The organism is Halomonas salinarum (genome assembly GCF_012062845.1).
In the GTDB taxonomy this organism is placed as follows: Bacteria; Pseudomonadota; Gammaproteobacteria; order Pseudomonadales; family Halomonadaceae; genus Onishia; species Onishia salinarum.
Genome location: NZ_WWNB01000005.1, coordinates 169,592 through 183,735 on the forward strand (window position 1 = coordinate 169,592; position 14,144 = coordinate 183,735).

At 60.0% G+C, this 14,144-nt stretch carries 14 protein-coding genes; 2 read left to right on the plus strand and 12 right to left on the minus strand.

Going from position 1 to position 14,144, the window contains the following annotated elements:
- The first annotated feature begins 148 nt into the window (after positions 1-148).
- Positions 149-1,933, plus strand: coding sequence for a sugar phosphorylase (locus HF027_RS05955; RefSeq protein WP_168013820.1), 1,785 nt, complete (start codon positions 149-151; stop codon positions 1,931-1,933).
- An 18-nt stretch (positions 1,934-1,951) separates the two neighbouring features.
- On the opposite strand, the gene HF027_RS05960 is transcribed toward HF027_RS05955, so the two are convergent.
- From HF027_RS05960 to HF027_RS05990, 7 genes are all read right to left on the minus strand, one after another.
- Positions 1,952-2,392 carry a DUF6691 family protein gene (locus HF027_RS05960; protein WP_168013822.1) on the minus strand — a complete coding sequence of 147 codons (441 nt, stop codon included), beginning with the start codon at positions 2,390-2,392 and terminating at the stop codon, positions 1,952-1,954.
- Entirely contained in the window at positions 2,389-2,850 is a 462-nt protein-coding gene (locus HF027_RS05965; protein ID WP_168013824.1) for a YeeE/YedE family protein, read from the minus strand. The genes HF027_RS05960 and HF027_RS05965 overlap by 4 nt, the downstream gene beginning before the upstream one ends.
- Positions 2,851-2,901: 51 nt before the next feature.
- Positions 2,902-3,093 carry a YgaP family membrane protein gene (locus HF027_RS05970; protein ID WP_168013826.1) on the minus strand — a complete coding sequence of 64 codons (192 nt, stop codon included), beginning with the start codon at positions 3,091-3,093 and terminating at the stop codon, positions 2,902-2,904.
- A 258-nt stretch (positions 3,094-3,351) separates the two neighbouring features.
- Entirely contained in the window at positions 3,352-4,218 is an 867-nt protein-coding gene (locus HF027_RS05975; RefSeq protein WP_168013828.1) for an MBL fold metallo-hydrolase, read from the minus strand.
- A 251-nt stretch (positions 4,219-4,469) separates the two neighbouring features.
- Positions 4,470-5,924, minus strand: coding sequence for an MBL fold metallo-hydrolase RNA specificity domain-containing protein (locus HF027_RS05980; protein WP_168013830.1), 1,455 nt, complete (start codon positions 5,922-5,924; stop codon positions 4,470-4,472).
- A gap of 85 nt (positions 5,925-6,009) precedes the next feature.
- Positions 6,010-7,230, minus strand: a complete 1,221-nt coding sequence (locus tag HF027_RS05985) for a glycosyltransferase family protein (RefSeq protein ID WP_168013832.1) — start codon at positions 7,228-7,230, stop codon at positions 6,010-6,012.
- Complete coding sequence (locus HF027_RS05990; protein WP_168013834.1) at positions 7,227-8,123, minus strand: HAD-IIB family hydrolase; 897 nt, start codon at positions 8,121-8,123, stop codon at positions 7,227-7,229. Before HF027_RS05990 ends, HF027_RS05985 begins: the two co-directional genes overlap by 4 nt.
- A gap of 357 nt (positions 8,124-8,480) precedes the next feature.
- Between HF027_RS05990 and HF027_RS05995 the strand changes: the two genes are divergently transcribed.
- A complete protein-coding gene (locus HF027_RS05995; RefSeq protein ID WP_168013836.1) occupies positions 8,481-8,996 on the plus strand; it encodes a gluconokinase in 516 nt (171 codons plus the stop codon).
- A gap of 391 nt (positions 8,997-9,387) precedes the next feature.
- On the opposite strand, the gene HF027_RS06000 is transcribed toward HF027_RS05995, so the two are convergent.
- From HF027_RS06000 to HF027_RS06020, 5 genes are all read right to left on the minus strand, one after another.
- Complete coding sequence (locus HF027_RS06000) at positions 9,388-10,689, minus strand: TRAP transporter large permease (RefSeq protein ID WP_168013838.1); 1,302 nt, start codon at positions 10,687-10,689, stop codon at positions 9,388-9,390.
- The gene (locus HF027_RS06005) at positions 10,689-11,306 is read right to left on the minus strand and encodes a TRAP transporter small permease subunit (protein WP_168013840.1); all 618 of its coding nucleotides are present in this window, start codon (positions 11,304-11,306) and stop codon (positions 10,689-10,691) included. Before HF027_RS06005 ends, HF027_RS06000 begins: the two co-directional genes overlap by 1 nt.
- 98 nt (positions 11,307-11,404) lie before the next feature.
- A complete protein-coding gene (locus HF027_RS06010; RefSeq protein ID WP_168013842.1) occupies positions 11,405-12,454 on the minus strand; it encodes a TRAP transporter substrate-binding protein in 1,050 nt (349 codons plus the stop codon).
- An 81-nt stretch (positions 12,455-12,535) separates the two neighbouring features.
- The gene (locus HF027_RS06015; RefSeq protein WP_168013844.1) at positions 12,536-13,324 is read right to left on the minus strand and encodes a FadR/GntR family transcriptional regulator; all 789 of its coding nucleotides are present in this window, start codon (positions 13,322-13,324) and stop codon (positions 12,536-12,538) included.
- Between the two features lie 203 nt (positions 13,325-13,527).
- Positions 13,528-14,144: transposase (locus HF027_RS06020; protein ID WP_168013846.1), on the minus strand; the 617-nt coding region annotated here is incomplete at its 5' end.

Sequence of the window (14,144 nt, forward strand, 5' to 3'; positions counted from 1 at the left end):
CTGTTCGACACAACAACTATTACTCTATTGTAACGACTTGGCCGCAAGGCGCCCAGCCACCTTCACCCTTGGCACGCCCCCTGCATAATGACAAGGATGCGTCCGATGGCCTGCCAGGCTCGCGACCTGGCCCCTCAAGGAGTTGATCATGCGTTCATCCCTGCCCCCTACCCTCCCACGACAGCTGGACGAAACCGGCTTCGTCAGCGCCGCCCGGGCCCGGCTGGAGGAGGTCTATGGCCCCCGCAGCGAGGCCATCCTGCGCCGGCTAGTCACCCTGATATCGCACCAGCGTGGTGCCATCGATGCCACGCCACGCCCATTATGGAGCGAACGCGATCAGTGGCTGATCACCTACGGTGATAGCCTGCTCGATGGTGATCGTGCACCGCTTGAGGTGCTGCAGCGCTTTCTCGATGAGCGCATGGAAGACACCTTCAGTGGGGTGCACGTGCTGCCCTTCTTCCCCTGGAGCAGCGACGATGGCTTTTCGGTGGTGCACTACCGGGAGGTCAATCCGGCGCTGGGCGACTGGTCCCACATCCGCTCGTTATCCGAGCATCGCGACCTGATGGTCGATCTGGTGATCAACCACGTGTCGAGGGACTCACTGTGGTTCGTCGACTACCTGACCGACAGCCAACCCGGCCGCGACTATTTCATCGAGATGGACCCGGAGACCGACCTGTCTCAGGTCACGCGGCCGCGCAACTCGCCGCTGCTGGTGCCCATCAGCACCCGCCGTGGCACCCGCCATCTATGGGCCACCTTCTCGGAAGATCAGATCGATCTCAACTTCGACAACCCGGATGTGCTGATCGAGTTCGTCGCCATCCTGCTCTTTTACCTGCAGCAAGGCGCTCGCACCATTCGTCTGGATGCCATCGCCTATCTATGGAAAGAGGTCGGTACCTCCTGCATCCACCTCCCCCAGACGCATGCCATCGTGCGGCTGCTGCGAGCGGTCGTCGACTTCGTCGCACCAGGCACGCGCCTGATCACCGAGACCAACGTGCCGCATCGCGAAAACATGAGCTACCTGGGGCTCGAGCGTGCGGCGCAGGAAGGAACGCCCCCGGACGAGGCGCACCTGATCTATCAGTTCACTCTACCGCCCCTGCTGGTGCACACCCTGACCAGCGGCGATGCCACGGCACTGACGCAGTGGGCGCAAAGCCTGCCGGCCCTGCCCACTGGCTGCAGCTATTTCAACTTTACGGCCAGTCACGACGGCATCGGCGTCCGCGCCCTGGAAGGATTGCTGCCGCAGCATGAAATCGACGTCATGCTGGATCTGATGCACCGCTTCGGCGGCTTTGTCAGCATGAAGACCGATTCAGACGGCAAGGACTCGCCCTACGAGATCAACATTACCTACTTCGATGCCATGAAAGGCACCCGGCGTGGCGCCGATGCCTGGCAAGTCGAGCGTTTCCTGTTGAGCCAGAACCTGCTGCTGGCCCTGCAGGGCATTCCGGGCATCTACCTGCATTCGTTGACCGCGACCCTCAACGACCACGAGGGTGTGGAACGCAAGGGCCAGCTTCGGACCATCAACCGTCGCCGCTGGCAGCTTTCCGAACTCAACGAACTGATCGATAGCCGCAGTACGCCAACCCGGGAAGCCTTCGGCTCACTCAAGCAGCGCCTCAAGCGGCGCGCTGCCGAGCCCTGCTTCCATCCCGAGGCGCCGCAGCGGGTGCTCGAGACGCCACCGGGCGTCTTCGCGATCGAGCGCGGCCCGCTGCCGGACGGCCGCCGCCTGCTGGCGATCTACAACATCAGCGACCAGCGCCAACCCCTGAACATACCCGAGCTGGAACAGGGCCAATGGCTCGATGTGCTCGCCGACGGTGCTCCCTGGATGCCTAAGGAGCGCAATGTGCTACGCCCCTACCGCAGCCTGTGGCTGGTGCAGCCGGGCCCAGCCTGAGTAGCGCTCCGAGACGCCTCAGTGCTGACCGCTGGCTCGGCTTGCGAGGCGCCGGGCCAGCCACCAGCCGGCGACCATCGAGGCAAGCATCGCCACAAGCGGCAGGCTTGCGCCCGAAAGGGATGCCACCGCAGGGCCCGGGCAGTAGCCGGAGAGCCCCCAGCCAATACCGAACAGCGCCGCTCCGCCGAGCAGCCTGGCGTCAAGATCACGGCGCGTTGGCAACTGAAAGGCACCTGCCAGGAGGGGCGCGGCGCGGCGAAATACCAGGCGATACCCGATGAAGGTAGTGATCACGGCCCCGCCGAGCACGAACATCAGCGTCGGGTCCCAGGCCCCGGCAATATCGAGAAAACCGATCACGCGGGCAGGATCGGTCATACCGCCAACTGCCAGCCCCAGGCCAAACAGCAGACCGGCGAGGTAGCCCGCAACGGGCTTCAAAAGCGCAGCTTTCATGCCCCACCTCCCCACAGATGACGCATCACATAAACAGTCACGATACCGGCACCCAGGAAGGTCAGGGTCGCCGCCAATGAGCGGGGCGAGAGCCGCGACAAGCCGCAGACGCCATGGCCGCTGGTGCAGCCGCTGCCGATACCAGTCCCCAACCCGACCAGCAGCCCGGCGATGAGCATCAGTCCCACGCCGCCGGCGGGGGCACCGATCACGGCATACGGCTCGCCTGCAACGTTACCCAGGCCTCCGCCCAGCGCCATCAACACCAGCGGGCCACTGATCAACCCCAGCAAAAAGGTCAGGCGCCAGGCGGTGTCGCCTTCAGGTCTCTCCAGCACCAGGGCAGACAACACCCCGCTGATACCCGCGATGCGGCCCAGTGTGGCCATCAGCCACACGGCCGAGAGGCCGATCATCACACCGCCGGCCAGGCCATACAGACTCGAGGTCCAATCCAAGGTGGTCTCCTTCGTGATGTGCCATATGCGTTCGTGAGAGAGGTGCCCGGTTCAGGTTCCGGGCTTGCAGGTGCTGATACCCAACAAAGCATAGAGCGGGCAGCTACCCAGCAAACCGGTAACCAGTGGCACCACCCCGATCCAGCCCCAGGCACCGATGCTGCCGGTGACCACCAGGCCGATCAGGATGACACCAATGACGATGCGAAGAATCTTGTCGATACTACCTAGGTTCTTTTTCATGGTCTTACTCCTTGCTTGGGAGGCGCGTCAGGCGCCTCGCTTGATGCATGCAATCTTCCGACGTCGCCGCCGTAAAGTGCATTCCAGGCATCAAAGGGGCTCCAAAACACCTGCCTCTGAGCAACCGAATCAAGTGTATGCCCTTGAAGTGCCCCATCACTGGCCGCTTGACGTCGGCCAGGTGCAGGTACACGCCTTCAGCAATACCGCCGATGATCAGCACCGAGTGATAGCGCCCTGCCTGCCGGACCGACCGCATCAAAACACGTTGATCGGTACCTTGATGTAGGCGTGGCCGTTCGACTCAACCGGTGGCATCTCGCCGGCGCGCATATTGACCTGCACTGAAGGCAGGATCAGGCGCGGCATGCCCAGAGTGGCATCGCGTTCGGTGCGCAGCTTGACGAAGTCATCTTCACTCACGCCTTCATGAACATGAATATTGTCGGCGCGCTGCTCGGCCACTGACGTTTCGTGATGATAGGTTTCGCGATCCGGACTCAGGTAGTCATGGCAAAGGAACAAGCGTGTGTCTTCGGGCAGGGCTAGCACCTTCTGGATAGAACGAAACAGGGTGGCGGCATCGCCGCCGGGGAAATCGCAGCGGGCGGTACCGTAATCAGGCATGAAGAGGGTATCACCTACAAAAGCGGCATCACCGATCACGTAGGTCAGACAGGCAGGCGTATGCCCCGGTGTGTGCAGCACTCGCCCCTCGAGGCCACCGATGGCAAAGGTATCACCCTCTTCGAAGAGGCGGTCGAACTGACTACCATCCCGGGCAAAGTCGTTGCCAGCGTTGAAGGCCTTGCCAAAGATCTCCTGAACCTCGGTGATACGGGCACCGATGCCGGTCTGGCCGCCTAGCTTCTCGTGCAGATAAGGCGCTGCCGAAAGATGATCGGCATGAACATGGGTCTCCAGAATCCAGGCGACCTGCAGGTCGTGCTTGCGGATGAAGGCTATGATCTCCTCGGCACTCTTGACGTCGGTGCGACCAGCCGCGTAATCGAAGTCCAGCACCGAATCGAGAATCGCACAGGCATGACTGCCCGGATCCTGAACAACATAGCTGAAGGTATTGGTAGGCTCGTCAAAGAAGGAGGTGACGATCGGACGTGTCATCGCATGAATCTCCTGAACCGAAAGAGGATGGGTAACGCGTATCGCCTCAGCATACCGCAAATAATGTTCTAACGTTATATTGTTTTTGCATAATCAGAAAGGACTGTCACAGTATCGACTCATAGTGCCGAGGGCCGACCGGCAGGCTATTTCGTCAGCATAGGTGTCAGTGGCGGTATCATCGGGCAATAGAATAAGCCACTTGACTTACATCAAGCGGCGGAGCGGTAAGAGAGTATTCGAGGTTCGCGCTAGAGTTCGATGCGCTGCCGGTATACGGGAATCTCTGCATCAATGCCGGTGATGGCCAGGGCCTTTTGCAAGGCTCGCTGAGCACCGGGTTCTCCGTGCACCAGATAGAACCTCGGACGACCGCGGAAGGCACCGGCCCAGGCGATCAGATCGGCCTGCCCGGCATGCGCCGAGAAACCGCCAATGGTGTGGACATGTGCCCTCACGTTTAGATCCTTGCCCAACACCTTGAGGTGGCCCGCGCCATCAACCAGCCGCCGGCCATTGGTATCCGCGGCCTGGAACCCGACAATGACCACCCGCGTACTGGAACGCTCTAGGTTGTAGAGAAAGTGATGCAGGATGCGACCACCGTTGCACATCCCCGCCCCCGCGATGATGATCGCCCCGCCCCGAATGCGATTGATGGCCATGGACTCCTCGACGCTTCTGGTCAGTCGCAGCCCGGGCAAATATTGCTCAGGATCACCATGAGCCGCCACGTTGAGCGCATGCAGGTCCGCAGGATCGAGGGTCGAGCGGCGCCGCTCATAGAGTTCGGTGACGCGAATCGCCATCGGACTATCCAGGAAGATACGCTGCTGGCGCAGCCGACCCTGATGATAAAGCATGCTGAGGTGGTAGAGGATTTCTTGCGTGCGACCGATGGCGAAGGCGGGGATCAACACATTGCCCCCCTCCTCGAAGGCCTCTTCGAGGATCTGCGCAAATTCCTCGATGGTTTCCTTGAGGGGCCGATGGTCCCGGTCACCATAGGTGCTTTCAAGCAATACCAGGTCGGCGTCACGCTGCGATTCGGGGTCCTTCATCAGCGCCGACTCAGGGTTGCCGAGATCCCCGGAGAACACCAAGCGCCGGGTGCGCCCACCCGAGGGTATCGCCAACTCGACGATCGCCGAGCCGAGGATGTGCCCGGCATCGTGATAGACCAGCTTGACACCGCCGGCGAGGGTCGCCGGCTGGCCGAAATGATGGGTCTGGCATAGATCGAGCGTGCGGTCGACGTCGTCGATATCATAGAGCGGCTGGATACGCGGCTTGCCGGCTCGATTCCGCCAGCGATTTTCCCACTCGACATCCTTGGCCATGATGAAGGCGGCATCTTTCAAGGTGATCTCGAGCAGCGCCTTGGAACCAAGCGTACAGTGTATAGGTCCCCGGTAACCCTCTCGCACCAGCTTGGGTAGCAGCCCGCAATGATCCAGATGAGCGTGGGAGATCACAACCTCATCAAGGGTCTCAACCAGACGACCGAAGGGCTCGGCATTAACCCGCTCGGCGTCGCTCCCTCCCTGATGGATACCGCACTCGAGCAACAACCGGTGAGAAGCCGCACTCCCGCCTCGCGCGCCCTCTTCGTCGTCGAAAGTATCTGGGTTGGTGCCATCAACTTCGATTAGATAACGCGAGCCGGTCACCTCACCGACCGCGCCCAGAAACGTCAGTGTCGACATTGGGCCTGCCTCCGACTGCTGGGGTCACGCGTTCAGCATAGTCGCAGGATGTCACCAGGCCAGAATAGTCAGGTCAGGAGAACGACTAGACCTTGCCCTGATTGTCTAGCTCCACGGCCGTGTGCATGCGCTCGAGCAGATCCGGAATCGCTGCCTGTGCCCGATTCCAGCTGGGGATGAAGGGCTTGTCACGGGGATTGTCGAGGAAGGCAGTCCCGGCCTCCATGATATTGGAGGCAAAAAGCTCCACCGCCTGCTCCTCGCTGTGTCGGTCGAGTCTCAGGCCATTCATGGTGGCGTCATTGTCGTAGGCTTCGATCAGGTCCAGGGCGATCCGGTAGTAGGTCGCCTTGATGGTGCGAAACGTCTCGGCGTGAATCTCGACACCCAGGGTCGCCAGCTTGCGATATAGCGCCTTGGCGATGTCCAGGCTCATGCGATTGAGCCCGGTGGTGGCATCTTCAGCGGAGACTGCCTGATGCTTGTGGTCGTAAACATCGGCGATATCGACCTGGCACAGCTGCTTGGTGGAGTAGTTGCGGTGAACTTCTGACAGCACGCCAATCTCCAACCCCCAATCGCTGGGGATACGAATGCCGTTGAGTACGTCGGTGCGCATGGAAAACTCCCCAGACAGCGGATAACGATAGCTGTCCAGATAGTCCAGATAAGGCAGCGGGCCATAGATTTTCTTGAGCGCCCGGATCAAGGGTGTGACCATCAATCTCGCCACTCGGCCATTGAGCTTGCCCTCGGCAATACGCGAATAGTACCCCTTGCAGAACTCGTAGTTGAACTGGGGATGGGCCACCGGATAGATAAGCCGCGCCAGCAGGCCACGGTCATAAGTGACGATGTCGCAATCATGCAGAGCAATCGCTTCGGTGCGTCGTGAGGCCTGGACATAACCCCCGCAGAACCATACGTTGCGTCCTTTTCCAGGTTCCTGGGGCGATATGCCCTTCTCGGCCAGCTCTGCATCCAGTGCCTTGAGTCGCGGGCCATCGTTCCACAGGATGCGATGGTGCTGAGGCAGGCGCGAGAAAAACTCCCGGGCATACAGGAACTGCTCCCGGTCGGCTCGATCCAGACCGATCACTACCTCAGAGAGATAGGGCACCTTGGCCAACTCATCGACGATATGGGTGAGTGCCGGGCCTTCGAGCTCAGAGAAGAGAGAAGGCAGAATCAGGCCCATCGGCCGTCGCCGAGAAAAGTCGACCAGGTCGGCTTCAATGGCCTCCACCGGTCGCTGCATCAGGTTGTGAAAATTGGTGATGATGCCGTTCTGGTAAAAATCACTCATCCAAGACTCTCCTCATCATTATCCTTGTTTTTCATCACCATTGTGGGTGGCGTGGGGAGCTCACTTCCCCACCAATGATTAAGCCCTTCGGCCCAGCCCCTGGGTCCAGGATGCTGTGAGTGATACTGATGTGTGTTGCCAAGGCTCACGACCTGGCCATGATGTCCCGGAATCAGCACGGCACGATCCACGGCCTCAAGCAGGGGCGCATCATTGGGGCCATCGCCGAGCCCGAGGGTCTGGGGTAGCCGCCCGCGTAGCGACCGGTAACGCTCGACCAGCCAGCGCACGCCGTCGCCCTTGTTAAGCTGCCCCATGGCATGCCAGAAGCGTCCCCCCCGTAGCAGACATAGTCCATCGGCCTCCAGGGCGTGACGAAAGCCTGCCAGCGCCATGTCACTGTCGTCCCACACCAAGGGCTCACAGCCTTCTCTCACCCGGGCCAGCCGCGCCTGAGGTTCTGACAGGCCGGTCAGTGACATGATCTCTTCAACACTGAGTTCCCACATGCCACGAAAACGGACATCCAGACGTTCGCGAAGCACGCCAAGTCGAGTACGCAGGAAGCTGATGTCGATACCCGGCGTCTTGATCGCCAGGCCATCGACATGAACGGGGTTGCGATCCAGGCGGGCGTGTTGCCAGGCAGGAGGCAAGCCGATGACTGCCCCGTTCTCGGCGATGAAAGGGCTATCATGAAGACCCAGCTCACGACGCAGCGGCATCAGTTCGGCGCGCGTCTTGCTGGTCACAGGAATCACCATCACATTGGAAAGACGCAGACGCTCTAGCCAGGGAGCGGCTGGCTGCCACGTGTAGGTGTCGTGATCGAGCAAGGTGCCGTCAAGATCAGTAAAGACCAGGCGAGGAAGAGAGAGCGAGTCGGAGGGCATGGGCGATACCTGCTGGCTGGCATGATCTTGCCGATTGGATAAAACCCTAGCACGCAGCGTGCCAGGCTGCTGCATTCCGAAGGGGGCCAGGCTCCGTAAGCGGCGTCACCGCACTCGCTGCTGCCCCCAAGCACCACCACGAAGCAGTTTTTATGCAACCTGGTTGATGGTTGCACCATTTTAGTTCAATACATAACCAGACGCGGGTTCGCGATGAAAATCGTATAAACGGCTCCACTAATGGCCATCAAGATATCGCCACTTACCAGCTGAGCCTTCCGCAATATTACTGGCCATTCTGGGCTTATTTTCGCTATTATAGCTGGAGTTAATCCTCATATTTATCGAGAAATACGAATGAAAACGTCGCCACTAACTCTGCTCGTCATGGGCGTTTCCGGTTCGGGAAAATCTCATATCGGACGCCTTCTTGCCGAGACCATCAACGCCAACTTCATCGATGCCGATGATCATCATAGTCAGACAAGCATTGCCAAGATGGCGAGGGGTGAGCCGCTGAATGATAGCGACCGCCAAGGCTGGTTACTGACGCTTGCCGATCTATACCGCGACCATCGTGAACAGGGGCGAGATGTGGTCATCGGTTGCTCGGCACTCAAGCACCGCTACCGCAACTTGCTTCGGCAAGGGGCTCCTGAACTGAAGATTCTCTATCTCCATGGTTCTCGAGAGGTATTGCTCGAACGCCTGGGCGCTCGCGGCAACCATTTCTTTACCGGCGAGCACATGCTCGCAAGCCAGCTTGCCGATCTGGAGATCCCCGAAGAAGACGAAGCTACCCGCATGGATATCCGCCAAGCGCCCGACGATATCGTCGCTAGCTTCTTGTCTAAAGAAGGCATTCAACCCTGACAGCAACCAACGCAACGAATAGCAAAAAGCCACGATACAAGGTGTTGGAGAAAGCTAAAAAGAGACCTGAATATGGGGCTCATTTATCGCCAACGTTGCCATGCGCTTTCTCCCTCCGCATGTCGCTATCAGTATTCCTTTCCTCCACGCTACACCTTCTCCCTATCTCGCCCCACCCTTCTATTCATTGATCTTTATATAACGCCACGACACCCCGGCGGCAACCCGGCATTACGTTGCGGTATTGCAGAGGTATTCCAGTCCAAATAACGACGTACGGCAAGCGCAGCTCAACAGAAAACAGCGATCCCTCCAATGCCTTGATAACAAAACGCCCCGACCATTCGCATGATCGGGGCGCATGTTCCGACAACCTAACGGCTATCGCGGATCAGACCAGCCACATGGAAAGCTCCGGGAAGAACAGCAGCAGGAACAGAACGCACAGCTGAATCGCGATGAACGGCAGCAGTGATACGAAGATGTCCTTGAGGCTGACCTCGGGAGGCGCCACACCCTTGAGGTAGAAGGCGGCAGGCCCGAAGGGGGGTGACAGGAAGGAAACCTGCATGTTGACCGCGAACAGGATGCCGAACCAGATCGGGCTGTAGCCCAGCTCCACCACGATCGGCACGAAAATCGGCAAGGCAAGCATGGCAACGCCGATCCAGTCGAGGAACATGCCCAGCACCAACAGAATCGCCATCATCACCAGCAGGATCACGATTGGCTCAACCTCCATGCCAAGGATCATCTGCGAGATGAAGCGGTTACCGCCCATCAGGTTGTAGACCCCGACCAGCGCCGCGGCCCCGATACCGATCCAGATGATCATGCCACAGGTGGTCATGGTCTGGCCGAGACTGCCATGCAGGGTCTTCACGGAAAACTCGCCGCGCAGCAGGATCGCCAGCAGCACCCCGAACACGCCCATCGCCGCCGCTTCGGTCACCGAGGCCACACCACCGTAGATCGAGCCCAGCACCATGAAGGCGATCAGCCCCGGTATCATAATGGCCTTGAGCGCCTGCCAACGGTTGGAAAAGCCCTCATCACGATCGGCATCGGTCATCGGCGGGCCCATGCTCGGATTGCGCATACAGCGCACCAACACATAGGCGATATAGGAGCCCATCAGGATAACCGCGGGGGTGATGGCGGCGGTGAACAGGTCGGCGATCGAGACGCTTGCGATCAGGCCATAGATGATCAACACGATCGAGGGCGGCATCATGGTGCCCAGCGCCCCGCCGGCACAGACCACACCGATCGACAGATGCTTGTCATAGCCCAGTCGCAGCATCTGCGGCAGCGCCAGGATGCCCAGCAGCACGATCTCGCCGCCGATGATTCCAGAGAGAGCAGCCAGAAAGAAGGCCACCACAATGGTCTGCACGGCAACCCCGCCGGGCAAGCGACCGGCAAATACCCGCATGGCATTGAAAAGATCCTTGGCAATGCCCGATCGGTCAAGCAGCGAGGCCATCAACACGAACATCGGCACCGCCACCAATGAGTATTCGGTGACGAAGCCAAACACGCGGCTGGTGACCAGCGGCAAAGCGCTGGGCCCGAACCAACCGAAGGTAAAAACGAGCGCTACCAGGCCGGTGATGAAGGCCAGTGGCAGGCCAGTCACCAGCAGCGCAAAGATGGCGGTGACCAGTAACAGCGTTCCGTCAGCGATATCCATTACCGGCTCCCGTCAGCAGGTGTGGTCGGCTTGGCGCGCAACGACTGCACGCTATGAATCAGCGCCTGGACGCTCATCACGATCAAGGAGACCATGATGATGCCCTTTATCAGGGCCGGGAACGGCGGGTTCCAGGAGGTACCCGAGCGCTCCAGCGACCATTCACCAAAGGGGTTGTGGGAGGCGTCCCAGAACATCACGAAGGCGGCGTAGCTCATCGCCACACAGAACCCCAGCGTCACCAGATCATTAAAGCGGTCAAGCCAAAGCTTGAGTCGCGGACCGGCAGCATCGTAGAGCACCCGCACACGAATGTGCTGATTGCCGGCAAGCGCCGCCGGACCGCCGAGGGCGAAACTCACAGCCACCAGCATGACCACGCTCTCGTGCACCCAGGATGTCGGCGAACCGAAGCCATAGCGCATGATCACCTCGAATACGCTGATGCCCATGGCGATGAAGACCAGCCAGGCGGCCCCTCGGGCGCACCAGATCACGCCGCGATCGAAGACACTGCGTGCCGGAACACTGGGCTTCGGGGGCCCGGAGGCTGGGGCAACCAACTCCTCGTCTTGCGTCACGCCGTCCGCCTCATGGCGTTGGGATTGTCGAGACATGACGTTTCCTCTCGAATGAAAAAGGACGACAGCACCGCCGGGCATGTGATGGCGATGCTGTCGATATGGGGCCGGTATCTAGCGCCGGCCCCGGCTAATCACATCAGATTGTGATCCTGCAGATAGGTCACCACGGAGTCATAGTACTTCTGGGTGATCTCGTTCTTCTCGGCCCAGACGGCCCACTCTTCCTTGGCGATATTGCGGAACTTGGCACGCTCTTCGGCCGGCATGTCGATGATTTCGATATCCGGGTCCTGGTTCACTTCCTTCACCGCCGCGAGATCGCGCGCCTTGAGCATGGCCACCATCTCGTAAGCCATGCTGTCGACTGAGGTCTCGAGGATGGCCTTCAAGTCAGCCGGCAAGCCATCCCAGATCTCCTTGTTGAGCGAGACCGAGACCATCGGCAGCGAGTGGAAGCCCGGATAGTTCGGGTAGGGGGCGAATTCGTAGAGGCCCTGGTCATAGTTGGTGGCAAAGACCGTGTAGTCGGCCGCATCGATCACGCCCTTTTCAAGAGCAGTGTAGACCTCGGAGCCCGGCAGATTGACCGGCGTGGCGCCTGCCTTCTCGAAGATGTTGTACACCATACCCTGAGGGGCACGCAGCTTGAGGCCTTCAAGGTCTTCGACACTGCGGATCGGACGCTTGGAAGGCAATGCTTCGAGGCCGGTAGCAGCCGCACCAATCAGGTGTACGCCATAAGGCTCGGCCAGCTCGTTATAGATCTCTTCGCCGCCGGCGTAATTCATGTAGTCCAGGAACTCGACCGGATCACCCCAGGCCCCCACCAGGTTGCCCATCATGCCGAAGGCCGGGTTCTGGCCAGAAAAGTAGCTCGGGTCGGTCATGTGGCCCTGGAGGATATTGGCGCTAACCGCCTGCAGCGTTTCAGTCGACCCCACTACCGAATTGACCGGCAGGATTTCGATCTCGATGCGGCCGTCGGACATGGTGTTGACCTTCTCGGCCCAGGCCTTCTTGAGCTCGAACTGCGGCTCGCCAGAGGTTTCCGAGGTTTGGAAGGTCCATTCGTATTCTGCCGCCTGAGCACCGAAGGCCATGGAACCGAGCACAGCCGCCGTCAGGGCCTTGAGAGCAAAAGGCTTACGAGCGAAAGAAGGGGTAGGCGTGACGTTTTTCATGGTGCGTTTCCTCGTCATCGGTTGAGAGTAAAGTTGTTGTTATCGGTACGCGAAGGCACCGCGAGAGGCCCGATCACATGATCATGACGCGGGCGGCAATGCACCGGGAAGGCGCAAGTGTGGAAGCGGGGCGTCGAAGATGCTCTTGATCCCCAAATCTAGCCCAGTACGTTCGAGCACGCGTAAGGCAGCCTGTTCGGCTTCTTCGGGGCGGCGCAGACGAATGGCCTCCATCAGCAGGCGATGGCGTTCCATGCTGTCCTGCAGCTCATCGGCGCTGTGATTGGAGGTCTCGACCAGCAGGGCGATCGCCGGCTTGAGCACGTGGCTGATCTGCGCCCAGAGTAGATTGTGCGTGGCCGAGAAGATCGCCTCGTGGAAGGCCACATCATGATCGTCATGGCTAATGCCCTGATGACAGTGATCGGGCGACTCCAGCGCCTTGATCATGCCCAGGTACGCCGTCTCGATCTCGTTCAGGTCGGCAGCGGTGGCATGCTCCGCCGCCAGACGAGCCACAAAAGGTTCCACCGACACGCGGAAAGCGAAAATTTCTCGACGTATGCGCGGGTTCGGCTGGGCGAAGCGTGCCATCCAGTCACTGACCCTCGGGTCCAGCAAGTGCCATTGCGCCAACTCCTGGACGCGGCTGCCCTGCCCGGAAATGCGCTTGATCATGCCGGCGGCCACCAACGATTGAAGGGCGCTGCGCACGGTACTGCGGCTCACGCCATAGGTGGCGCAAAGGTCGAGTTCCTTGGGCACAAAGTCGCCCGGCGCATAGACGCCACCGAAGATGGCCTCGGCCAGCTGTTCAGCGATATCCGGCCGCGAGGCACGACTGCTTGTGGTGGAGGGTGCTTGGCCCATGGCGAACCTGCCCGACGTGGTGTTTGTTGATTGACTATGTCTGACATAGCATCAACCAACAACGGACATAATGCCTTTAGACCTTGGTCGGAATTTTCGACATCGCCCCGGTACCTGGCAATAAAGCGTGGTTAGCGGTTCACAGACAGGGCGAGACATAGACATAAAAAAACGCCCCGGTCATCGACCGTAATGCCAGTCAGTTAACGCTGACTGGCATTTCTCTTGGTCGGGTACTTCTGGGGTCGGCGCCTGACTGATCGGGGGTAAGATCGCTCGCGTCGCTCAGGCAGGACGAAGGCAGGCGCCATCTCCAGCATCGACTGAATCACACCGGGCACACGCCCCGGCGAGACCCAGGGGAGGACCGTTAACTCCTTGATGATCCAGTGGGCGGCCTGGTGGAAGCTAAGTTGGTTCGGGTGCACCGCTTCTAGGCTATAGGCCATACGGGCCATCTGGAAGCGAATCAGGTTATAGGCCAGCAAGGTGCCCCAGAGCTCCTGGAAGACCATCTCCGGCGTCCGGCTACGCAACGTCAGGCGGTTACCCAACAGGGATTGCTTCATTTCCCGGTAGCCCAGTTCGATTTCCCAGCGGTGGCTGTAGAGATCGACAATATCCGCCGCCGGAAAGCGCAGCGGGTCGGTCATCGAGGTCAGGACCTGGACCTCCTTGCCGTTCACCTTGCGGCGTAACAGACGCGCCGTCATCGTCGGCGGCAAGTCCGGCCATTTCTTGCGCGCCTGAGGAGACGCCGTCAAGGTCACCAGGCGGTCTTGCCGACCCAGCGAGCGCTCTTCCTGATACTGCGTTCCCT